Below are 22,428 nucleotides of genomic sequence, written 5' to 3'. Positions count from 1 at the left end.
GGAAAATCCGCAGGCCCGTGCGGACGTCGCGCCGCCGGGCGATTTTTGAAGTAGCCAAACTATGTCCGAAACCAAAAACGAATTAGAAACCCTGCTGGAAAAAGCGGCTACCGAGCCCGCTCATCGTCCGGCATTTTTCAGCGCGCTGCTTGAGGCCACCGTCTGGGTACCGGGCAGCGCAGCCGATGGCGAGCAGATTGTTGAAGATAGCGCGCTGGATCTGCAGCACTGGGAAAAAGATGACGGCACGTCGGTCATTCCGTTCTTCACTTCGCTGGAGGCCCTGCAGCAGGCGGTGGAAGACGAACAGGCTTTCGTGATGATGCCGGCCCGCACGCTGATGGCGATGACTCTCGGCGAATCGCTGTTCCTCAACCCGAAGCTGCCGAGCGGTAAAGAATTCACCCCGCGGGAAATCAGCCATCTGCTCGGGGAAGAGGGCAGCCCGCTCAGCACCCAGACGGTGCTGGAGGGGGGCGAAGCGCTGCTGCTGTCTGAAGTCGCCGAGCCGCCGGCGCAGATGGTGGATTCGCTGACCACGCTGTTCAAAACGCTGAAAACCGTCAAGCGGGCGTTCCTGTGCTCGATCAAAGAGCACGCCGACGCGCCTGCTAATCTGCTTATCGGCATTGAAGCGGAAGGGGATATCGAGTCCATTATTCAGACCACCGGCAGCGTGGCCACCGATACCCTGCCCGGCGATGAGCCGATCGATATTTGCCAGGTGGTAGACGGCGAGAAGGGCATCAGCCACTTTATGATTGCCCATATCACGCCGTTCTATGAAAAGCGCTGGGGCAGCTTCCTGCGCGATTTCAAACAAAACCGCATTATCTGACAGCGGGGGCGGCAGCCCCCGGTTTCGCTATACTTTCAGCTCGATGCCAAAGCGGGTTGGTAAAGATTAATGCAGGGCGGCAACGATTCGCGGATAGGCTGACACCATGTGATAGAGCAGAAATCCCGCCACGCACAGCGTGACGATGCCGTTGAAGAGCGCCATATCCCCGCGCCAGGCCCGGCACCTTTCCTCTCCCAGCAGATAGCGTAGCGCTGCTACCAGCCCGGCGACCAGCATAAACGCCAGTAACACTCCCACCATCTGCGCGCTGACAATATACCAGCCCAGCGGCGTATTCACGCTCCGGGCGCTCATCAGCGCGATCTGCGCCGGCAAAATCGTCTGGAATCCGAGGGTGAGGAGCATCAGAAGGCGCAGATCCGCCAGCTGAGCATCGAATGTGCGGGCCAGACGTCGGGCGTCACGCAGCAGCAGCCCTCCTGACGTCACCGCCGCGGTAACGCTGATGTGCTGGAGAATAAAAATATATAACGCCAGGGTCCCGGATCCGACCCGGGACAAAAAGAACAGATTGCAAAAGACCATGACCAGCAGGCCAAATTTCGTCACCCAGGCACGGAGTACCTCGCCGGGCCAGCGGCGGCTTGACGCCGGGTTGTGCATCATCCATGCGGCAAGCGTCGATTTACCATAACCGGGCGCGAGCAGCACCATCAGAAAACCCAGCAGCGCCTGATGACCATAGGTGATCAGCGGGACGTCTGCCAAAGTGACGCCGAGAAAGCGGGTATAGACGGAAACGGGCGCAGGAACCAGGCTTAACCATGTTCGGTTCCATTGCGGCCAAAAATAGAGGATCGCGCCGCCGACCAGCAGGCCAGCGATGCCTCCCAGCCAGGGAAGGCGCGGGGAATAAGCAGAATGTGGGTTGGAGACTAATGCCATTTTCACTCCTTGTGGTGACATCAGGTTAGGGATTAAGCGCTCCCTCCTGGAGCTGGCCCCGACGGCGCCCGTTAAGCGCGCTTTCGGTGGGAGATGGTGAATTAGTCAGGGCAACCTTCGAGCCTGGCGTAAAGATCCTCATGAAGATATTCCAGCTCCAGCAAGGCGCCATCGCGTGCCTGGTTGAGGGCTTGCTGATGCTGCCATTCGTCGTGGCTCTCCTCTCCACCGGCAAAAATCTCCTGCAGATATTCAATCAGTGACGATTCTGCCAGCCAAAGGTCACTCTCTTTACCCTCGAAGCGGACGACAGGATATTCACCCTGTTCATCACGCTCGGTGACATAGATAAATACCTGCTGATCTCCGGGATGGCAGAGGCGAATCAGGGCAGGAAGACGCGGATCGTCGTTCCAGACGGGCATCAGCTCTTCAATATCCAGCCCGATCATATCAAGGCCATTCATATAATAAGCATCTTCATCCAGCGAGTCGGAAAGCAGGACGCCATGTTCATCAATGGCGTCCAGAACCGATTCCAGCACCCGTTGACCGTGGGGGCTTGTCAGCTGGCAATCGTAAGCCAGCAGCGCTTTCAAACTTTCCGGAAGCGCCACGGTTTCGCTATTTTGCGGATCGCGGTATTTCCGTACTCGCAGGCGATCCACTTCCTCTACGGGCATCGGTTTTGGGGTGGGATTGCGGTTGTGCTTGTGTACGACATCCATGAGATCCGGTAATGAAAAAGCCATCATTCAATTTCCTTATATAGTGGGCGGCAGTAAAGCGAACCCGGCAGGCGCAAGCCCTGCGGCAGCACAGAGTAACCGGTTTAGCGGCTGGCAGGAGAAAGAGGCGGGGAAAATCAGAAATTATTTAGTGGCCGCGGAACGGGGCGCCCGCGGCCATGCGGCGTTTACTGAGCGGCAGGAGCCGGTTCAATCGGCAGATCGCTGCGCGCCCCCCATTCGCTCCATGAGCCGTCGTACAGGCAGACGCCGTTCACGCCAAGCGTGGTGAGCGCCAGCACCACCACCGCCGCCGTCACGCCGGAGCCGCAGCTGGCGATAATGGGCCGGTCAAAATCGACGCCCTGACGCAAAAAGATGTCGTTCAGCTCGTCGACGGTCTTCAGCTCGCCGTTAATCACCAGATCCGTCCACGGCACGTTAAGCGCGCCGGGGATATGCCCGCGCCGCAGGCCCGGGCGCGGTTCGTCAGCCTGGCCGTTAAACCGGGCCGCCGGACGCGCATCGACAATCTGCGCCGACCCTTCATGGCTGACCAGCAGCACGTCGGTCAGGCGCTTAATTTGCTGAGGATCGAAGCGCACGTCGAATTCCCCTTCGGCCACCTCCGGCACCCCTTGTTCCAGCGGCAGTTCGTCGCGGCGCCAGCCCTCCAGTCCACCGGCCAGAATCGACACCTTCTCCACGCCAAAGGCGCGCAGCATCCACCAGGCGCGAGGCGCGGAAAACAGATTGCCTTCGTCATAAACCACGAGGTGCTTATCGCTGCAGACGCCCAGTTCGCGCATGGCGACGGCAAACGCCTCGGCGCGCGGCATCATATGCGGCAGCGGGCTGGTGTGATCGGACAGCGCCTCGATATCGAAAAACAGCGCGTTCGGCACATGGCCGGCGCGGTACTCCGCGGCCATATCGCGCAGGGCCTCCTGTCCGGCGGGCGCCATGCGGGCGTCGATAATCTGGATCTCCGGGTCATCAATATGTTCCGCCAGCCAGTCGGCGGCGACAAAAAACGAGGTGGACATAGGTGCCTCCGTTTTACTATTCATGACTGAATTGTCGGCGTTTTATCGGGTGCTGACAAGTTAAGGACGCCAGAGTGGGGACGACGTCACGGCACTTTTCTGATTAATCGGCAGAAACCCGCGTCATCACTGTTGAGAAGCGCCGCCTTAACGCATAATAAAAAGTGATAATTTGCATCAGGCCCACCGGCCGAGGGGTTAGAAGGATGAAACCATTTCGTTTAGCGGCGCTGTCACTGGCGCTCCTTACCGCATTTTCATTAACCGGGTGTGATGACAGCGGTGCACCGCAGGCTACGGCCCCGACGCCGGCCGCCGATAGCGGCCCTGGCGCGGCGGCAAAACCAGACAGCGCCCAGCTGGCGGCGCTGGCGGAAAAAAGTCAGGGCAAAGCGCTGACGCTGCTCGACGCCTCGGAGGTGCAGCTGGATGGCGCCGCGACCCTGGTGCTGACCTTTTCCGTGCCGCTGCAGCCGGACCAGGATTTCTCCCTCATCGTACACCTGGTGGATAAGAAGAGCGGTAAGGTAGATGGCGCCTGGGAGCTGGCGCCGAACCTCAAAGAGCTGCGTCTGCGTCACCTGGAGCCAAAGCGCGAGCTGATTGTCTCGGTCGACCCGACGCTGGTCGCCCTGAACAAGGCGACGCTCGATAAACCCTTCGAGAAGACTCTGACCACCCGTGATATCGCGCCAAGCGTTGGGTTTGCCAGCCGCGGCTCGCTGCTGCCGGGCAACGTGATCGCCGGGCTGCCGGTGATGGCGCTGAACGTCGATAACGTCGACGTGAACTTCTTCCGCATTAAGCCGGAATCGCTCTCGTCCTTCGTCAGTCAGTGGGAATACCGCAATTCATTAAGCAACTGGGAATCCGACGAGCTGCTGAAGATGGCCGATCTGGTATACAGCGGCCGCTTTGACCTCAATCCGGCGCGCAATACCCGCGAAAAGCTGCTGCTGCCGCTGAGCGACATCAAGCCGCTCCAGCAGCCTGGCGTCTACGTGGCGGTCATGAACCCGGCGGGTCATTATAGCTACAGCAACGCGGCGACGCTGTTTACCCTTAGCGACATCGGCGTGTCGGCGCATCGTTACCACAACCGGCTGGACGTCTTTACCCAGAGCCTGGAAAACGGCGCCGCCCAGTCTGGTATCGACGTCCAGCTGCTCAACGCCAAAGGGCAGACCCTGGCGCAAGCGAAAAGCGATAGCCAGGGCCACGTCACCCTGCAAACCGATAAAGAAGCCGCGCTGCTGCTGGCGCGCAAAGAGGGGCAGACCACGCTCCTTGACCTCAAACTGCCGGCGTTGGATCTGGCGGAGTTCTCCATTGCCGGCGCGCCTGGCTTCAGTAAACAGTTCTTTATGTTTGGCCCACGGGATCTCTATCGTCCGGGCGAAACGGTGATCCTTAATGCGCTGTTGCGCGATAGCGACGGCAAGCCGCTGGCGGAACAGCCGGTGAAGCTGGAGGTGGTCCAGCCGGATGGCCAGGTGATCCGCTCGGTGATGAGCAAGCCGGTTAACGGCCTGTACCAGTTTACTTATCCGCTCGACAGCGGCGCGGCCACCGGCATGTGGCACATTCGCGCCAGCACCGGCGACAATCAGCCCCGCGAATGGGATTTCCACGTCGAAGACTTCATGCCGGAACGCATGGCGCTGAAGCTGACGCCGCAGGCGGCGCCTGTCGCGCCGAATGCCGATGTCGCCTTTGGCGTCAGCGGCGCTTATCTCTACGGCGCGCCGGCCAGCGGCAACCAGCTGCAGGGCAAACTGTTCCTGCGCCCGCTGCGCGACGCCGTCGCCGCTCTGCCGGGCTTCCAGTTCGGCGATATCGCGGAAGAAAATCTCTCCCGCAGCCTTGATGAAGTCCAGCTGACGCTGGATGAAAACGGCCATGGTGAAGTGACCACCTCAAGCCAGTGGCAGGATAGCCATTCGCCGCTGCAGGTGGTGTTGCAGGCGAGCCTGCTGGAGTCCGGCGGGCGTCCGGTCACCCGTACGGTTATGCAGCCGATCTGGCCTGCCGAGGCGCTGCCGGGGATCCGCCCGCAATTTACCCTGAAGGACGTTTACGACTACCGCACTGACACTACGGTGAAGCAGCCGGTGGTGGATGAAAACAGCAACGCCGCGTTTGATATCGTCTATGCCGACGCCAAAGGCGAGAAAAAAGCCGTTTCCGGCCTGCAGGTACGGCTGATCCGCGAGCGCCGCGATTATTACTGGAACTGGTCCGACAGCGAAGGCTGGCAGTCGCAGTTCGATCAAAAAGATCTGCAGGAGGGCGAGGAGTCGCTGAATTTGCAGGCCGGCCAGATCGGTAAAGTGAGCTTTCCGGTAGAGTGGGGCTCCTATCGCCTGGAGGTGAAAGGACCGGACGATGTCGTCAGCAGCGTGCGCTTCTGGGCGGGCTACAGCTGGCAGGATAACAGCGAAGGCACCGGCGCAGCGCGCCCGGACCGGGTCACCATGAAGCTGGATAAACCGAGCTATAAGCCGGGTGACACCATCAGGCTGCACATTGCTGCTCCGGCGGCGGGTAAAGGCTACGCGATGGTGGAATCCAGCGAAGGGCCGCTGTGGTGGCAGGAGATTGACGTACCTGCCGAGGGGATGGACCTGTCGATCCCGGTGGATAAAGCCTGGAATCGCCACGACCTCTACCTCAGCACGCTGGTGGTTCGTCCTGGCGATAAATCCCGCTCGGCGACGCCGAAACGCGCGGTGGGCCTGCTGCATCTGCCGCTGGGCGATGAAAACCGTCGCCTGACGCTGGCGCTGGAGGCCCCGGATAAAATGCGCCCCAACCAGCCGCTGACGGTGAAAGTGAAAGCCAGCGTCAAAGAGGGCGAGGCGCCGAAACAGGTGAACGTTCTGCTCTCGGCGGTCGATAGCGGGGTGCTGAATATTACCGATTACGCCACCCCGGATCCGTGGAACGCCTTCTTTGGCCAGAAACGTTATGGGGCGGATATCTATGATATTTACGGCCAGGTCATTGAAGGACAGGGACGTGTGGCCAGCCTGCGCTTCGGCGGCGATGGCGACGAGTTAAAACGTGGCGGTAAACCGCCGGTTAATCATGTGACCATCATCGCCCAACAAGCGCAGCCGCTGGTGCTGAACGATCAGGGCGAAGGGACGGTGACGCTGCCGATCGGTGATTTTAACGGCGAACTGCGGGTGATGGCTCAGGCCTGGACGGCGGATGACTTTGGCAGCAGCGAAGATAAAGTGGTGGTGGCCGCCCCGGTCATCGCCGAGCTGAACACTCCGCGCTTCCTCGCCAGCGGCGACACTACGCGTCTGGCGCTGGATCTCAGCAACCTGACCGATAAACCGCAAACCCTGCAGGTGCATCTTGCCGCCAGCGGGCTGGTGTCCTTGACCGAGGGTCAACTGCCGCCGGTGCAGCTGGCGCCGGGGGCACGCAGCACGTTGTTTGTGCCGGTGAGCGCGCTGGCGGGCTTCGGCGATGGCCAGGTGAACGCCACGATCAGCGGCCTGAGCCTGCCGGGGGAAACCTTCGCCCCGCTGCAGAAACAGTGGAAAATCGGCGTTCGTCCGGCGTTCCCGGCGCAGACCGTCAACAGCGGCGCCGTGCTGCAGCCCGGCGAAAGCTGGCAGGCGCCAGCGGCACAATCGGCAGGTTTCGCCCCGCAGACGCTGCAGGGCCAGCTGCTGCTCAGCGGCAAGCCGCCGCTGAATCTCGCGCGCTATATCCGCGATCTGAAAGCCTATCCTTACGGCTGCCTTGAGCAGACCGCCAGCGGTCTGTTCCCGTCCCTGTATACCAGCGCGGCGCAGCTAAAGGCGCTGGGCATCAGTGGCGATAGCGACGAAAAACGCCGCGCGGCAATCGATGTCGGCATCTCGCGCCTGCTGCAGATGCAGCTGGAAAACGGCGGCTTTGCGCTATGGGATAAAGAGGGGCCGGAAGAGTACTGGCTGACCGCTTACGCCATGGATTTCCTCGTTCGCGCCGGCGAGCAGGGTTACAGCGTGCCGGTCAACGCTATCAATAAAGGCAATGAACGCCTGCTGCGCTACCTGCAGGAGCCGGGGCTGATGACCGTGCGCTACAGCGACGACGCCCAGGCCAGCCGCTTTGCCGCTCAGGCCTATGCCGCGCTGGTGCTGGCGCGTCAGCAAAAAGCCCCCCTCGGCGCCTTGCGTGAAATCTGGAGCCGTCACGACCAGGCGCGTTCCGGCTTGCCGCTGTTGCAGCTCGGCATCGCGCTGAAAACCATGGGCGATGCGTCGCGCGGCGACGCCGCGCTGAAGCTGGCGGTTGCCACCCCGCGTCAGGATGAGAATCGCTGGCTGGGCGATTACGGTAGCCCGCTTCGCGATGACGCCCTGAAGCTGGCGCTGCTGGAAGAGAATAAGCTGCTGCCGGAGGTGCAAAATCAGCTTTTGAGCACGCTGTCGGAAGAGGCCTATGGCCAGCGCTGGCTGTCGACCCAGGAAACCAACGCCCTGTTCCTTGCCGGACGGACGCTGGCCGACCTGCCGGGCAGCTGGCAGGCGCAAACCTCGCTGCAGGCGGAGCCGCTGACCGGCGACAAAGCGCAAACCCGCAACCTCGACGGCGATCGGCTGGCGGCACTGCAGGTGAGCAACACCGGCAGTCAGCCGCTGTGGCTGCGCCTCGACAGCAGCGGCTATCCGCAAAGCGCGCCGCAGCCGGGCGGTAACGTCCTGGGGATTGAACGAACTATTTTCGATACCCAGGGGCAGCAGAAATCGCTGTCAGCACTGCGCAGCGGCGAACTGGTACTCGTCAAGCTGGAGGTGACCGCCAGACGCAACGTGCCTGACGCGCTGGTGGTTGATCTGTTGCCAGCCGGTCTGGAGCTGGAAAACCAGAATTTGGCCAACAGCAGCGCCAGCCTGCAGGAGAATGGCGAAGCGGTGCAAAACCTGCTTAACCAGATGCAGCAGGCGGATATTCAGCATATCGAGTTCCGCGATGACCGCTTCGTCGCCGCAGTCGCGGTCAATGAAGGTCAGCCGGTGACGCTGGTCTATCTGGCGCGAGCGGTGACGCCGGGCACTTATCAGGTCCCGCAGCCGCAGGTGGAATCGATGTATGTGCCGCAGTGGCGGGCGACCGGAGCGGCCAGCGGCCCGCTCACCGTGACGCCGTAAATGCGCGTATTGCCTCGGGTAAAACGCTGCTGGCGCGCGCTGGCGGCGTTTATTTTTCTGCTGTGGCTGGCGGTGCTGGCGGCCGATCGCCTGTGGCCGCTGCCGCTGCGGGACGTTACGCCCGCCCGCGTGGTGGTGGCGGAGGACGGGACGCCGCTGTGGCGGTTTGCCGACGCGCAGGGCGTCTGGCGATATCCGGTCACTCTCGCCGACGTGTCGCCGCGTTATCTTCAGGCGCTCATCCAGTATGAAGACCGCTGGTTCTGGCGCCATCCGGGGGTCAATCCCTTCGCTGTAGTGCGCGCCGCCTGGCAGGATCTCACCTCCGGGCGGGTCATTTCCGGCGGCAGCACGCTTACCATGCAGGTGGCGCGCCTGCTCGATCCCCACCCCCGCACTTTCGGCGGCAAGCTGCGCCAGCTGTGGCGTGCGCTGCAGCTGGAGTGGCATCTGTCAAAAAGCGACATTCTGACCCTCTATTTGAACCGCGCGCCGTTTGGCGGCACCCTGCAGGGTATCGGCGCGGCCAGCTGGGCCTATCTCGGGAAGCCGCCTGCCAGGCTTAGCTACGGCGAGGCGGCGCTGCTGGCGGTGCTGCCCCAGGCGCCCAGCCGTTTACGTCCGGACCGCTGGCCGCAGCGGGCCCAGGCGGCGCGCGATAAAGTGCTTGCGCGTATGGTCAGTCAGGGCGTTTGGCCGGAGCAGGCGGTAAAGGAGGCGATGGAGGAGCCGGTGTGGCTGTTTCCGCGCCAGATGCCGCAGCTGGCGCCGCTCTTCGCCCGTCGGGCGCTGGCGAGCAGTGGTGATGAAAAGGTGGTGACGACCCTCGATGCCGGACTCCAGCGGCAGCTTGAGGATCTGGCGCTGAACTGGAAATCGCGCCTGCCGCCGCGCAGTTCGCTGGCGATGGTCGTGGTCGATCACACGGATATGAAAGTCCGCGGCTGGGTGGGTTCGGCGGATATTACGGACGACAGCCGCTTTGGCCACATTGATATGGCGTCGGCGGTCCGTTCGCCGGGGTCGGTGTTGAAACCCTTCATTTATGCGCTGGCGATGGATGAGGGGCTGATTCATCCGTCGTCGTTATTGCAGGATGTGCCGCGGCGCTTTAGCGATTATCGCCCCGGTAACTTTGACAGCGGCTTTCACGGCCCGGTGAGCGCCAGCGAGGCGCTGGTGCGCTCCCTGAATCTGCCGGCGGTCCAGGTGCTTGAAGCCTACGGGCCCAAACGTTTCGCGGCGAATTTGCGCAATGCCGGGTTGCCCCTGATGCTGCCCGCCGGCGCCGAGCCAAATCTGTCGTTGATCCTCGGCGGCGCCGGGGCGAGGCTGGAAGATATCGTCGCGGCATACAGCGCCTTTGCCCGCCACGGGAAGGCGGCGCGGCTGCGCATGAAGCCCGGAGACCCGCTGGTGGAAAGGGCGCTGCTATCCCCGGGGGCGGCGTGGATCGTCCGGCGCATCCTGGCCGGCGAAGCGCAACCGGTTCCCGATGCCTCACTCCCGCAAGTGGCGCCGCTGGCCTGGAAGACCGGCACCAGCTACGGGTATCGCGATGCATGGGCGGTGGGTCTCAATGCGCGTTATCTGATAGGTATCTGGACCGGTCGTCCGGACGGTACGCCGGTGGTGGGGCAGTTTGGTTTCGCCAGCGCGGTGCCGTTGCTCAATCAGGTCAATAATCTGCTGCTCGCCCGCCCGGCGATGAGCCGCGGCGGCCTGCCGGTCGATCCGCGCCCGGCAACGGTCAGCCGCGGGACGCTCTGCTGGCCCGGCGGCCAGGCGCTGCCGGCGGGCGACAGCAACTGCCGTCGTCGCCTGGCCAGCTGGCTGCTGGAAGACAGCCAGCCGCCGACCCTGCTGCTGCCGGGGCAGGAGGGCGTGCGCGGGATCCGCTTCCCGGTGTGGCGTAATGAACACGGCGAACGGGTGGCGGCGGATTGTCCCGGGGCGCGCGAAACGGTGGTTGAGGTTTGGCCGCTGCCGCTGGAGCCCTGGCTACCGCCGGGTGAGCGTCGCGCCGCGCGTCTGGGGCCGGCATCAAGGGCATGTCCGCCGCTGCAAACTCAGGATGTCGCACCGCTGGTGCTCTCCGGGGTCCGCGAGGGGGCGGTGATTAAACGTCTGCCGGGCGAGGCGCGGGTGATGTTGCCCCTGCAAACCAGCGGTGGGGAAGGTCGGCGCTGGTGGTTTATCAACGGCCAGCCGATAGATGCCGCCGGCGCGAGAACCACGCTAACCCTGGATAAGCCCGGCGAGTGGCAGCTGGTGGTGATGGATGAGGCAGGGCAAACGGCGGCCGCGCGTTTCACCCTGCAATAACCAGGGTAAATTTGTTGTTGGCGGTTTGTATTTTCAATACTCATCTTATTTTAACAAAATGTTACCTTCATCCGTAGGCAGGGGCGGGGATGCTCATTATAATGCGCGCCAGGCCATACGATCGTATGTGCAACAACAGAACATTTAATTAGAGGTAATCATGGCTATTGAACGTACTTTTTCCATCATCAAACCAAACGCGGTGGCAAAAAACGTTATTGGCAGCATCTTTTCCCGCTTTGAAGCTGCAGGGTTCAAAATCGTCGGCACTAAAATGCTGCACCTGACCGTTGAGCAGGCTCGTGGTTTCTATGCTGAGCACGAAGGTCGCCCGTTCTTCGACGGTCTGGTTGAGTTCATGACCTCCGGCCCGATCGTGGTTTCCGTCCTGGAAGGCGAAAACGCGGTTCAGCGTCACCGTGACCTGCTGGGCGCGACCAACCCGGCAAACGCGCTGGCGGGTACCCTGCGCGCTGACTACGCTGACAGCTTCACCGAGAACGGCACCCACGGTTCCGACTCTGTAGAATCCGCTGCTCGCGAAATCGCGTTCTTCTTTGCTGAAGGCGAGGTTTGCCCGCGCACTCGCTAATCCTCGTCGTCTTTTCGACCGTCGCGGCGTTGGCTGCGCGCGTTCACCCCGGTCACATAGTTATCTATGCTCCCGGGGATTAATGAGAGGCTCCTGCCTCTCACCGGAGGCCAGCCTACGGCTGGTCAAATTCGTTCCCGACGAATTTGTCACTTGCTTGCCGCCTTGCGACAATCGAAAAGCCTTAGAGGATTGAGCAGTCAGTTACAGATTTTTTATCATTGCTTTGTGCAAACGTGGCAATGATGCGCCAGAATTTGTAGAATATAGCGCCCCTGGACGAGCTGTCGCTCTCCGGGGCGTTTCTTTTTCAACCCACCTGGGGCCATAACGTGTAATAACGAGGCCGGAAAACATTATGTCTGAACAAATTGTCACGCCTGATACCGCCGCTCTGACGGTGCCGAACAAAGATGCCAAAATCAACCTGCTGGATTTAAACCGTCAGCAGATGCGCGAGTTTTTCAAAAACATGGGCGAGAAGCCTTTCCGCGCCGATCAGGTGATGAAATGGATGTATCACTACTGCTGCGACGACTTTGATGAGATGACTGACATCAACAAAGTCCTGCGCAGTAAACTGAAAGAAGTGGCGGAGATCCGCGCCCCGGAAGTAGTTGAAGAACAACGCTCAACCGACGGGACCATCAAATGGGCGATTGCCGTTGGCGATCAGCGCGTCGAGACCGTCTATATCCCGGAAGAAGACCGCGCCACCCTGTGCGTCTCCTCCCAGGTAGGCTGCGCGCTGGAGTGTAAATTCTGCTCCACCGCCCAGCAGGGCTTTAACCGCAACCTGCGGGTTTCCGAAATTATCGGCCAGGTCTGGCGCGCGGCGAAAATCGTCGGCGCGGTGAAGACCACCGGCGTACGTCCGATCACCAACGTGGTGATGATGGGCATGGGCGAGCCGCTGCTGAACCTCAACAACGTCGTTCCGGCGATGGAAATCATGCTCGACGATTTCGGCTTTGGCCTCTCCAAACGTCGCGTCACCCTGTCGACTTCCGGCGTGGTGCCGGCGCTGGATAAACTCGGCGATATGATCGACGTCGCGCTGGCGATCTCCCTGCACGCGCCGAACGATACCATTCGTGACGAAATCGTCCCGATCAACAAAAAGTACAACATCGAGACCTTCCTCAACTCGGTGCGCGGCTATATTTCGAAGTCCAACGCCAACCAGGGCCGGGTGACCATCGAGTACGTGATGCTGGATCATGTCAACGACGGCACCGAGCACGCCCACGAACTGGCGGCGTTGCTGAAAGATACGCCGTGTAAGATCAACCTGATCCCATGGAACCCGTTCCCGGGCGCGCCGTATGGCCGCAGCTCCAACAGCCGCATCGACCGTTTCTCCAAAGTCCTGATGGAGTACGGCTTTACGACCATCGTGCGTAAAACGCGCGGCGACGATATCGACGCCGCCTGCGGTCAGCTGGCGGGCGATGTTATCGACCGTACCAAGCGCACGCTGCGTAAGCGGATGCAGGGCGAAGCGATTGACGTAAAAGCGGTCTGACAAATGATGGCCCGTGCAGCGCAGGCGGCACGGGCCATATTTATGACCTATAGCCAGGCGAAATACGCTGATTCGGTTAATAATTACGGTGCGTTTTTGTCGACTTTGAGGCAGTATGTAGCGGCACAACAACCGCTTAGCATTCAATTTTGATTCGTCTCTGTGATCGCGCGGCTGACAGTCCTATACTGTGAGGCTGACGTACCACAGATGTCTCGCGGCGCCGGCTTTTTCCCGCGCTGAACTTTAAATTTCACGTACCAGTAGTTGTAGCGAATGAATACTGAAGCCACTCAAGATCATCAAGAAGCAAACACCACGGGCGCGCGTCTGCGTCACGCCCGCGAACAACTCGGACTTAGCCAGCAAGCGGTGGCAGAACGCTTATGCCTGAAGGTGTCCACGGTTCGTGATATTGAAGACGATAAGGCGCCTGCCGACCTCGCTTCCACCTTCCTGCGCGGTTACATCCGCTCCTATGCTCGCCTCGTACATATTCCAGAAGACGAGCTGCTGCCGATGATGGCCAAGCAAGCGCCCATCCGTGCGGCGAAAGTCGCGCCAATGCAGAGCTTCTCTTTAGGTAAACGTCGCAAAAAACGCGACGGCTGGCTGATGAGCTTCACCTGGCTGGTGCTGTTTGTGGTTATCGGCCTGAGCGGCGCCTGGTGGTGGCAAGACCATAAGGCGCAGCAGGAAGAGATCTCCACCATGGCCGATCAGTCTTCCGCTGAGCTGAACAGCGGCGACACCAGTAGCCAGAGCGTGCCGCTGGATACCAGCGCCCCGGCAGCCCCGACCGCCGATAGCGCTGCGAACAGCGCGCCAACCGATACCGCCAGCGCCCCGACCACCAGCGCACCGGCTCAGACGCCAGCGGACAATAACGCCGTTGTCGCGCCTTCCCAGGCCAATGTCGATACCGCAGGCGCTGCCCCGACGGCGCCGGCTACCCCAGCCACGCCATTGCCGACCGATCAGGCGAACGTGACGAACCCGGCGGCATCGGCGCAGGATCTGGTGATGAACTTTTCCGCCGACTGCTGGCTGGAAGTGAGCGATGCCACCGGCAAAAAATTGTTCAGCGGCCTGCAGCGTAAAGGCGGAAACCTGAACCTGAGCGGTCAGGCGCCGTATAAGCTGAAAATTGGCGCCCCGGCTGCGGTAGAGATCCAGTATCTGGGCAAGCCTGTCGATTTAAGTCGTTTTATCAGAACTAACCAGGTTGCGCGTCTGACCCTTAATGCCGAATCATCACCGGCGCAGTAACAGACGGGTAACGCGGGAGATTTTTCATGCATAACCAGGCTCCGATTCAACGTAGACAATCTAAACGTATTTACGTTGGTAATGTGCCAATTGGCGATGGGGCTCCCATCGCCGTTCAGTCAATGACCAATACGCGCACCACTGATGTGGCTGCGACCGTAAATCAAATCAAAGCGTTAGAGCGCGTAGGCGCGGATATTGTCCGCGTTTCTGTTCCGACGATGGACGCCGCCGAGGCGTTCAAACTGATCAAACAGCAGGTCAACGTCCCGCTGGTCGCCGATATCCACTTTGACTACCGTATTGCGCTGAAAGTCGCAGAATATGGCGTCGACTGCCTGCGTATCAACCCAGGCAACATCGGCAACGAAGAGCGCATCCGCATGGTCGTAGATTGCGCACGCGATAAAAACATCCCGATCCGCATTGGCGTCAACGCCGGCTCGCTGGAAAAAGATCTGCAGGAAAAATATGGCGAGCCGACGCCGCAGGCGCTGCTCGAATCCGCTATGCGCCACGTTGATCATCTCGATCGCCTTAACTTCGATCAGTTTAAAGTCAGCGTTAAAGCCTCTGACGTCTTCCTGGCGGTAGAGTCTTATCGCCTGCTGGCGAAACAGATCGATCAGCCGCTGCACCTCGGGATCACCGAAGCGGGCGGTGCGCGCAGCGGCGCGGTGAAATCGGCGATCGGTCTTGGGCTGCTGTTGTCCGAAGGGATCGGCGATACGCTGCGCGTCTCGCTGGCGGCGGATCCAGTGGAGGAGATCAAGGTTGGCTTCGATATCCTCAAATCGCTGCGTATCCGTTCCCGTGGTATTAACTTCATCGCCTGCCCGACCTGTTCGCGTCAGGAGTTTGACGTTATCGGCACGGTGAACGCCCTGGAGCAACGTCTGGAAGATATCATCACCCCGATGGATGTTTCGATCATCGGCTGCGTGGTGAACGGCCCGGGCGAAGCGCTGGTTTCCACCCTCGGGGTGACCGGCGGCAACAAGAAAAGCGGCCTGTATGAAGACGGCGTGCGTAAAGATCGCCTGGACAACAACGACATGATCGACCAGCTTGAAGCGCGGATCCGCGCCAAAGCCTCGATGCTCGATGAAGCCCGTCGGATTGACGTTCAACAGCTTGAAGCAAAATAACGTGTTGGGAAGCGATACGCTTCCCGTGTATGATTGAACCTGCGGGCGCGAGGCGCCGGGGTTCATTTTTGTATATATAAAGAGAATAAACGTGGCAAAGAACATTCAAGCCATCCGTGGCATGAACGATTATCTGCCGGGCGAAACCGCTCTCTGGCAGCGCATTGAAGGCTCACTGAAGCAGGTGCTCGGTAGCTACGGTTACAGCGAAATCCGTTTGCCGATTGTAGAGCAGACCCCGTTATTCAAACGCGCGATCGGCGAAGTGACCGACGTGGTTGAAAAAGAGATGTACACCTTTGAGGACCGCAACGGCGACAGCCTGACGCTGCGTCCGGAAGGGACGGCGGGCTGCGTACGAGCCGGCATCGAACATGGTCTGCTGTACAATCAAGAACAGCGCCTGTGGTACGTCGGGCCGATGTTCCGCCACGAGCGTCCGCAGAAAGGCCGTTACCGCCAGTTCCATCAGATCGGCGCCGAAGTTTTCGGCCTGCAGGGGCCGGACATCGATGCGGAGCTGATCATGCTGACCGCGCGCTGGTGGCGTGAGCTGGGCATCTCCGATCACGTCAGCCTTGAGCTGAACTCCATCGGTTCGCTGGAAGCCCGCGCCAACTACCGCGACGCGCTGGTGGCTTATCTCGAGCAGTTTACCGATAAGCTTGATGAAGACAGCAAACGCCGGATGTATACCAACCCGCTGCGGGTGCTGGACTCCAAAAACCCGGACGTGCAGGCGCTGCTGAACGACGCGCCGGCGCTCGGCGATTATCTCGACGAAGAGTCGAAAGCCCACTTTGCCGGCCTGTGCGCGTTGCTTGACGATGCCGGGATCCGCTATACCGTCAACCAGCGCCTGGTGCGCGGTCTCGACTACTATAACCGCACCGTGTTTGAGTGGGTGACCACCAGTCTCGGTTCCCAGGGCACCGTCTGCGCCGGCGGCCGTTACGACGGTCTGGTTGAGCAGCTTGGCGGTCGTGCCACCCCGGGCGTGGGCTTCGCCATGGGTCTGGAACGTCTTGTTTTACTGGTCCAGGCAGTGAATCCGGAATTTAAAGCCGATCCTGTTGTCGATATATACCTGGTAGCCTCCGGAACCGATACTCAGTCCGCCGCCATGCGTCTGGCTGAGCAGGTTCGCGATGCGCTACCGGGCGTGAAACTGATGACCAACCACGGCGGCGGCAACTTTAAGAAGCAGTTCGCCCGCGCTGATAAGTGGGGCGCACGCGTCGCGCTGGTGCTGGGTGAGTCAGAGATCGCTGACGGAAACGTGGTAGTGAAGGATTTACGCTCAGGTGAGCAAACTACCGTAACGCAGGAGAGCGTTGCCGCGCATTTGCGCACACTTCTGGGTTAATCTCCCGGGAATTATTAGTCAGGAGAAGGACTGCGTGGAAACTTTTAACAACGAGAACGATCAGGTCGATGCGCTGAAGCGCTTCTTTGCCGAAAACGGCAAAGCGCTGGCGGTCGGGGTGATTTTAGGGATTGGCGCGCTGGTTGGCTGGCGCTACTGGACCTCCCATCAGCAGGATACCGCCAGAGACGCGTCGCTGGCTTACGAACAGGCGACTTCCGCGCTGAAATCAAATACGCCAGAAGTGCTGTCAGGGGCGGAGAAGTTCGCGGCTGACAATAAAAATACCTACGGCGCCTTCGCTTCTCTCGAGCTGGCACAGCATTTTGTTGAACAGAACGATCTGCCGAACGCCGAAAAGCAGCTTCAGCAGGGGCTGGCTGCCGCGTCTGATGATAATCTGAAATCGGTTATCAGTATGCGTCTTGCCCGCGTTCAACTGCAGATGAAGCAGGCTGATGCGGCGCTGAAAACCCTCGACAGCATTAAAGGTGAAGGCTGGACCGCTATTGTGGCTGATTTGCGCGGCGAAATTCTGTTGAGCAAAGGCGATAAGCAAGGGGCCCGTGCGGCGTGGGAAGCTGGCGTGAAAAGCGATGCTTCTCCTGCGCTCAGCGAAATGATGCGTATGAAAATGAATAATTTGTCCATCTGAGAGGGACTCGATGCAATTGCGTAAATTACTGTTGCCAGGGCTGCTTTCCGTTACCTTGCTGAGCGGGTGTTCGCTGTTTAATAGCGAAGAAGATGTGGTGAAAATGTCACCGCTGCCGACGGTAGAAAACCAGTTTACGCCGTCCACGTCCTGGAGCACCTCGGTTGGCGATGGTATCGGCGAATTTTACTCTAACCTTCATCCGGCCTTCGCCGACGGCGTGGTTTATGCCGCTGACCGTAAAGGCACCGTCAAAGCGCTGAATGCCGACGACGGTAAAGAGGTATGGTCGGTGAATCTGGCGGAGAAAGATGGCTGGTTCTCGCGTACCCCGGCGCTGCTTTCCGGCGGTGTGACCGTCTCGGGCGGCCATGTTTATATCGGCAGTGAAAAAGCGCAGCTGTATGCGCTGAATACCAGCGATGGTACCGTGGCCTGGCAAACCCGCGTCGCCGGCGAAGCGCTGTCGCGCCCGGTGGTGAGCGATGGCATGGTGCTGGTCCACACCAGTAACGGCCAGCTGCAGGCGCTGAATGAGACCGATGGCGCCGTGAAATGGACGGTGAACCTGGATATGCCTGCGCTCTCCCTGCGCGGCGAATCCGCTCCGGCCACCGCCTACGGCGCGGCGATCGTGGGCGGCGACAATGGCCGCGTCAGCGCGGTATTGATGCAGCAGGGGCAGATGATTTGGCAGCAGCGTATTTCCACGGCCACCGGGCCGACGGAAATCGACCGTCTGAGCGACGTCGACACCACGCCGATTATCGTCAACGGCGTTGTCTATGCGCTGGCTTATAACGGTAACCTGACCGCGCTGGATCTGCGTAGCGGCCAGATTATGTGGAAACGCGAGCTGGGTTCGGTGAATGATTTCATCGTCGATGGCAACCGTATCTATCTGGTTGACCAGAATGACCGCCTGCTGGCGCTGACTACCGATGGCGGCGTGACCCTGTGGACACAAAGCGATCTGCTGCACCGTTTGCTGACCGCGCCGGTGTTGTATAATGGCAATCTGGTGGTCGGCGATAGCGAAGGCTATATGCACTGGGTGAACCCGGAAGATGGCCATTTTGTGGCGCAGCAGAAAGTGGACAGCTCCGGCTTCCTGACCGACCCGGTTGTGGCCGATGGTCGACTGCTGATCCAGGCGAAAGACGGTACGCTGTACGCGATTACGCGTTAATTACCGCTGTCGTGAGTGATTAAGAAACGGCCCCTGGCAGACAGGGGCCGTTTTGACTTTTTTAAAAACGTCGTTATGACGATGTTGCTTAGTGATTGTATGAGGCATTTAACATGATACCTGTGGTCGCGCTTGTCGGGCGCCCTAACGTTGGAAAATCCACGCTCTTTAACCGCCTGACGCGCACTCGTGATGCGCTGGTTGCGGATTTCCCGGGGCTGACTCGTGACCGTAAGTACGGTCGGGCCGAAGTCGAAGGCCGCGAATTCATCTGTATCGATACCGGTGGTATTGATGGTACGGAAGAGGGCGTGGAAACCCGGATGGCGGAGCAGTCGCTGCTGGCAATCGAAGAGGCCGATGTAGTGCTGTTTATGGTCGATGCGCGCGCGGGCCTGATGCCGGCGGACATCGCGATCGCTAAACACCTGCGCTCTCGTGAAAAGCCCACCTTCCTGGTGGCTAACAAAACCGACGGCATCGACGTCGACCAGGCGATGGCGGACTTCTGGTCGCTTGGCCTGGGCGATATTTATCCTATTGCCGCTTCGCACGGCCGCGGCGTGACCAGCCTGCTGGAGCAGGCCCTGCTGCCATGGGTAGATGAGGTTAATCCGCAGGAAGAGGTGGATGAAGACGCCGAATACTGGGCAAAATTCGAAGCTGAGCAGAACGGTGAAGCGGAAGAAGAGCCTGAAGATGACTTCAATCCTCAGGATCTGCCGATCAAACTGGCGATTGTCGGACGTCCCAACGTCGGTAAATCGACGCTCACCAACCGCATCCTCGGCGAAGATCGCGTGGTAGTTTACGATATGCCGGGCACTACCCGCGACAGCATTTACATCCCGATGCAGCGTGACGAGCGCGAATACGTGCTCATCGATACCGCCGGGGTGCGCAAGCGCGGCAAAATTACTGACGTGGTGGAGAAATTCTCGGTCATCAAGACCCTGCAGGCGATTGAAGACGCCAACGTCGTGCTGCTGGTGATTGATGCCCGTGAAGGCATCTCCGATCAGGATCTGTCGCTGCTGGGCTTTATCCTCAACAGCGGTCGCTCCCTGGTGATCGTCGTCAACAAATGGGACGGTCTGAGCCAGGAAGTGAAGGAGCAGGTGAAAGAGACCCTCGACTATCGTCTGGGCTTTATCGACTTTGCCCGGGTGCACTTCATCTCCGCCCTGCACGGCAGCGGCGTCGGCAACCTGTTTGAATCGGTACGTGAAGCCTACGATAGCGCTACCCGCCGCGTAAGCACCGCGATGCTGACCCGGATCATGAACATGGCGGCGGAAGATCATCAGCCACCGCTGGTTCGTGGCCGACGCGTGAAGCTGAAATATGCTCACGCCGGGGGCTACAACCCGCCTATCGTGGTGATCCACGGTAACCAGGTGAAGGATCTGCCGGATTCCTACAAGCGCTACCTGATGAACTATTTCCGTAAATCCCTGGACGTGATGGGCACGCCAATCCGTATCCAGTTCAAGGAAGGGGAAAACCCGTTCGCCAACAAGCGCAACACCCTGACGCCGAACCAGATGCGTAAACGTAAGCGCCTGATCAAGCACATCAAGAAAAGCAAATAATCATTAAACCCGCTTCGGCGGGTTTTTTGTGGCCGCCGCGCCGGTAAAAGTCAAAACTTTCCGCCATAATCCCGCGATACTTCGCCGGGAACAGACCGGCTCAAAAGTGGACTTGTTATGCAGATTGGTTTTATCGGCCTTGGCGCGGTGGTGGAAACTGCCTTTTTACCGGCGCTGCGCCGCCTGGGATACCGTATTGATAGCTGCCAGGGCTATGATCTGGATAGCAGCAGAGCGCTGCCGGGGATCCAGCGCTGGACCCGGCCCGGAGCGATCTATGCGCACTGTCTCGATGAGCAGATCCTTGGCGCGGAGAATGTGTTTACCCGGGCGCCCGAAAGCGTGGCCGGGCTGACGCGGCGTCGGCTTGAGGAAGTGGAGTGGCTGCTCAGGTTACAGCAGCAATTACGCGGCCCTCATTAAACCCGGAACATGGTAAAATAGATGCAGATAAACGTTGAAAGGAATGGTTATGGAACTTGATTGCCCTCTGTGCCACGCGCCGTTAGATGTCAAAGGCAGCAGCGCGCATTGCGCTCAGTGCGAAAGGGTATTTGCCCTTGAGGCGCGCTGCCCGGAATGCCACCAGCCGCTGGAGGTGCTGAAAGCGTGCGGCGCGGTGGATTACTTTTGCCAGCACGGGCATGGCCTGATCTCGAAAAAACGGGTGGAGTTTATTCCTCTGGTTTAGGCGGCGATGGCTTTCTGGCCCGCGTTTTTTTCACCGGCGCAATCTGCCTCACTTCGCTTTCGACCCAGCCGTCTTTCAGGCGGGTGGTGAGCAGATCGCCGGTTTTGACCTGTTTTGTCTGCTTCAGTACCGTGCCGTCGCTCACCGAAGTGACGCTATAGCCGCGCGCCAGGGTGGCTAAGGGACTCACCGCCTCCAGATGGGTCACCGCGTGACCAAACCGTTCACGTCGCTCGCTGAGGCGGCCACGCATCGTTTCCGCCAGCCGGTATTCCAGCTGCTGGAGGCGCGATTGCGCCCGGTGGATGCGCGGCTGCGGGTTGTAGTGATTCAGGCGCTGAACAGTACGCTTTTGCCGCTGATCGGCGCGTTTCAACTGCGATTCCACGGCGATGCGCATCCGCTGGCGCAGGCGTTCCAGAGCGGTCTGCTGGCGGGCCAGCCGCAGCTGCGGGTGCTGCTGCTGCAGACGATGGAACAACTGGGTAAATCGGCGCTGGCGACTGGCGAGGAAATAGTCCATTGCCATCTCCAGCCGCTGCTGCCCGGCCTGCAGCTGGCGCAGCAGCTCCTGCTGATTGCGGCTGACGATCTCTGCGGCGGCAGAAGGGGTCGGCGCGCGCAGGTCGGCAACAAAATCAGCGATAGTGACGTCGGTTTCATGGCCAACGGCGCTGACGATAGGGATCTGGCTGGCGAAGATAGCTCGCGCCACCCGCTCATCGTTAAAACTCCACAGATCCTCCAGCGAACCGCCGCCGCGTCCGACAATCAGCACGTCACACTCCCGGCGCGCGTTCGCCAGCGCGATGGCGCGCACAATCTGCCCGGGAGCATCGTCACCCTGGACCGCGGTCGGGTAGACGATCACCGGCAGCCCGGGGTCACGGCGCCTGAGGACATGGAGAATATCGTGCAACGCGGCACCGGTTTTCGAGGTGATGACCCCGACGCAGCGGGCGGGGGAGGGGAGCGCCTGCTTATGTTTTTGATCGAACAGCCCTTCCGCGGTTAACTGCGTTTTCAGCTGCTCATACTTCTGCTGCAGCAACCCTTCGCCGGCGGGCTGCATGCTTTCAACGATAATCTGGTAGTCGCCGCGCGGCTCATACAGGGTGATGTTGGCGCGAACCAGCACCTGCTGCCCGTGCTGCGGGCGGAACGTGACCCGGCGGTTGCTGTTGCGGAACATCGCGCAGCGCACCTGGGCGTTATCGTCTTTTAAGGTGAAGTACCAGTGGCCGGAAGAAGGCTGGCTGAAGTTAGAGATCTCGCCGCTGATCCAAACCTGGCCCATTTCGCGCTCAAGCAGCAGACGCACCGTCTGATTGAGGCGGCTTACGGTAAAAATTGCGGGGGATTGAGAGGGTAACATGTGAGCAAGATCAAACTTTAAATC

General features: G+C 60.1%; 16 protein-coding genes and 1 pseudogene. 13 read left to right on the top strand and 4 right to left on the bottom strand.

Annotated features, from left to right (window positions below):
- Positions 1-61 precede the first annotated feature (61 nt).
- Complete coding sequence (sseB, locus tag ABLV76_RS04875) at positions 62-838, top strand: enhanced serine sensitivity protein SseB (RefSeq protein ID WP_004201877.1); 777 nt, start codon at positions 62-64, stop codon at positions 836-838.
- Positions 839-904: 66 nt separating this feature from the next.
- Here the strand turns inward: sseB and ABLV76_RS04870 are convergent, their stop codons facing one another.
- From ABLV76_RS04870 to sseA, 3 genes are all read right to left on the bottom strand, one after another.
- The gene (locus tag ABLV76_RS04870) at positions 905-1,747 is read right to left on the bottom strand and encodes a hypothetical protein (protein ID WP_348878204.1); all 843 of its coding nucleotides are present in this window, start codon (positions 1,745-1,747) and stop codon (positions 905-907) included.
- A 101-nt stretch (positions 1,748-1,848) separates the two neighbouring features.
- The gene (locus ABLV76_RS04865) at positions 1,849-2,499 is read right to left on the bottom strand and encodes a DUF5066 family protein (RefSeq protein WP_348878208.1); all 651 of its coding nucleotides are present in this window, start codon (positions 2,497-2,499) and stop codon (positions 1,849-1,851) included.
- A gap of 164 nt (positions 2,500-2,663) precedes the next feature.
- On the bottom strand, positions 2,664-3,521 hold the full coding sequence (sseA, locus tag ABLV76_RS04860; RefSeq protein ID WP_004201882.1) for a 3-mercaptopyruvate sulfurtransferase: 858 nt from the start codon (positions 3,519-3,521) through the stop codon (positions 2,664-2,666).
- Between the two features lie 206 nt (positions 3,522-3,727).
- On the opposite strand from sseA, the gene ABLV76_RS04855 reads away from it, so the two are divergent.
- The 12 genes and pseudogenes from ABLV76_RS04855 to ABLV76_RS04800 all read left to right on the top strand — a co-directional run bounded on the left by ABLV76_RS04855 (position 3,728) and on the right by ABLV76_RS04800 (position 21,029).
- Entirely contained in the window at positions 3,728-8,677 is a 4,950-nt protein-coding gene (locus tag ABLV76_RS04855) for an alpha-2-macroglobulin (RefSeq protein WP_348878203.1), read from the top strand.
- Complete coding sequence (gene pbpC, locus ABLV76_RS04850; RefSeq protein ID WP_080847649.1) at positions 8,678-11,002, top strand: peptidoglycan glycosyltransferase PbpC; 2,325 nt, start codon at positions 8,678-8,680, stop codon at positions 11,000-11,002.
- 160 nt (positions 11,003-11,162) lie between these two features.
- On the top strand, positions 11,163-11,594 hold the full coding sequence (gene ndk, locus ABLV76_RS04845; RefSeq protein WP_004144312.1) for a nucleoside-diphosphate kinase: 432 nt from the start codon (positions 11,163-11,165) through the stop codon (positions 11,592-11,594).
- A 358-nt stretch (positions 11,595-11,952) separates the two neighbouring features.
- Positions 11,953-13,119 (top strand): bifunctional tRNA (adenosine(37)-C2)-methyltransferase TrmG/ribosomal RNA large subunit methyltransferase RlmN, encoded by a 1,167-nt coding sequence (locus ABLV76_RS04840; RefSeq protein WP_002913894.1) that lies wholly within the window; start codon positions 11,953-11,955, stop codon positions 13,117-13,119.
- Between the two features lie 276 nt (positions 13,120-13,395).
- The gene (rodZ, locus tag ABLV76_RS04835; RefSeq protein WP_004201889.1) at positions 13,396-14,388 is read left to right on the top strand and encodes a cytoskeleton protein RodZ; all 993 of its coding nucleotides are present in this window, start codon (positions 13,396-13,398) and stop codon (positions 14,386-14,388) included.
- A gap of 26 nt (positions 14,389-14,414) precedes the next feature.
- Positions 14,415-15,536 (top strand): flavodoxin-dependent (E)-4-hydroxy-3-methylbut-2-enyl-diphosphate synthase, encoded by a 1,122-nt coding sequence (gene ispG, locus ABLV76_RS04830; protein WP_094334416.1) that lies wholly within the window; start codon positions 14,415-14,417, stop codon positions 15,534-15,536.
- Positions 15,537-15,627: 91 nt separating this feature from the next.
- Positions 15,628-16,902, top strand: a complete 1,275-nt coding sequence (gene hisS, locus ABLV76_RS04825) for a histidine--tRNA ligase (protein ID WP_004201891.1) — start codon at positions 15,628-15,630, stop codon at positions 16,900-16,902.
- A 34-nt stretch (positions 16,903-16,936) separates the two neighbouring features.
- Positions 16,937-17,557, top strand: a complete 621-nt coding sequence (locus ABLV76_RS04820; protein WP_004201892.1) for a YfgM family protein — start codon at positions 16,937-16,939, stop codon at positions 17,555-17,557.
- Positions 17,558-17,567: 10 nt separating this feature from the next.
- Entirely contained in the window at positions 17,568-18,746 is a 1,179-nt protein-coding gene (gene bamB / locus ABLV76_RS04815; RefSeq protein WP_004201895.1) for an outer membrane protein assembly factor BamB, read from the top strand.
- A gap of 113 nt (positions 18,747-18,859) precedes the next feature.
- Entirely contained in the window at positions 18,860-20,338 is a 1,479-nt protein-coding gene (gene der / locus ABLV76_RS04810; protein ID WP_004144309.1) for a ribosome biogenesis GTPase Der, read from the top strand.
- Positions 20,339-20,584: 246 nt separating this feature from the next.
- A pseudogene (locus ABLV76_RS04805) lies at positions 20,585-20,761 on the top strand (oxidoreductase); the annotation flags it as partial.
- 49 nt (positions 20,762-20,810) lie between these two features.
- Entirely contained in the window at positions 20,811-21,029 is a 219-nt protein-coding gene (locus ABLV76_RS04800) for a zinc ribbon domain-containing protein (RefSeq protein WP_004201901.1), read from the top strand.
- Here ABLV76_RS04800 and xseA read toward each other — a convergent pair.
- Complete coding sequence (xseA, locus tag ABLV76_RS04795; protein ID WP_135683425.1) at positions 21,013-22,404, bottom strand: exodeoxyribonuclease VII large subunit; 1,392 nt, start codon at positions 22,402-22,404, stop codon at positions 21,013-21,015. The two genes, ABLV76_RS04800 and xseA, sit on opposite strands and share 17 nt — an antisense overlap.
- Positions 22,405-22,428 lie beyond the last annotated feature (24 nt).

Source organism: Klebsiella sp. GB_Kp047 (assembly GCF_040065235.1).
GTDB classification, from domain to species: domain Bacteria; phylum Pseudomonadota; class Gammaproteobacteria; order Enterobacterales; family Enterobacteriaceae; genus Klebsiella; species Klebsiella quasipneumoniae.
This window is presented reverse-complemented; position numbering and strand designations above follow the sequence as displayed.

What these genes read in the sequence shown, in the direction of transcription:
- ispG (WP_094334416.1), top strand. Translation starts at nt 14,415, where the DNA reads ATGCATAACCAGGCTCCGATTCAACGTAGACAATCTAAACGTATTTAC.
- sseB (WP_004201877.1), top strand. Translation starts at nt 62, where the DNA reads ATGTCCGAAACCAAAAACGAATTAGAAACCCTGCTGGAAAAAGCGGCT.
- bamB (WP_004201895.1), top strand. Translation starts at nt 17,568, where the DNA reads ATGCAATTGCGTAAATTACTGTTGCCAGGGCTGCTTTCCGTTACCTTG.
- ABLV76_RS04840 (WP_002913894.1), top strand. Translation starts at nt 11,953, where the DNA reads ATGTCTGAACAAATTGTCACGCCTGATACCGCCGCTCTGACGGTGCCG.
- sseA (WP_004201882.1), bottom strand. Translation starts at nt 3,521, where the DNA reads ATGTCCACCTCGTTTTTTGTCGCCGCCGACTGGCTGGCGGAACATATT.
- ndk (WP_004144312.1), top strand. Translation starts at nt 11,163, where the DNA reads ATGGCTATTGAACGTACTTTTTCCATCATCAAACCAAACGCGGTGGCA.
- pbpC (WP_080847649.1), top strand. Translation starts at nt 8,678, where the DNA reads ATGCGCGTATTGCCTCGGGTAAAACGCTGCTGGCGCGCGCTGGCGGCG.
- ABLV76_RS04865 (WP_348878208.1), bottom strand. Translation starts at nt 2,499, where the DNA reads ATGGCTTTTTCATTACCGGATCTCATGGATGTCGTACACAAGCACAAC.
- der (WP_004144309.1), top strand. Translation starts at nt 18,860, where the DNA reads ATGATACCTGTGGTCGCGCTTGTCGGGCGCCCTAACGTTGGAAAATCC.
- xseA (WP_135683425.1), bottom strand. Translation starts at nt 22,404, where the DNA reads ATGTTACCCTCTCAATCCCCCGCAATTTTTACCGTAAGCCGCCTCAAT.
- ABLV76_RS04800 (WP_004201901.1), top strand. Translation starts at nt 20,811, where the DNA reads ATGGAACTTGATTGCCCTCTGTGCCACGCGCCGTTAGATGTCAAAGGC.
- ABLV76_RS04870 (WP_348878204.1), bottom strand. Translation starts at nt 1,747, where the DNA reads ATGGCATTAGTCTCCAACCCACATTCTGCTTATTCCCCGCGCCTTCCC.
- ABLV76_RS04855 (WP_348878203.1), top strand. Translation starts at nt 3,728, where the DNA reads ATGAAACCATTTCGTTTAGCGGCGCTGTCACTGGCGCTCCTTACCGCA.
- rodZ (WP_004201889.1), top strand. Translation starts at nt 13,396, where the DNA reads ATGAATACTGAAGCCACTCAAGATCATCAAGAAGCAAACACCACGGGC.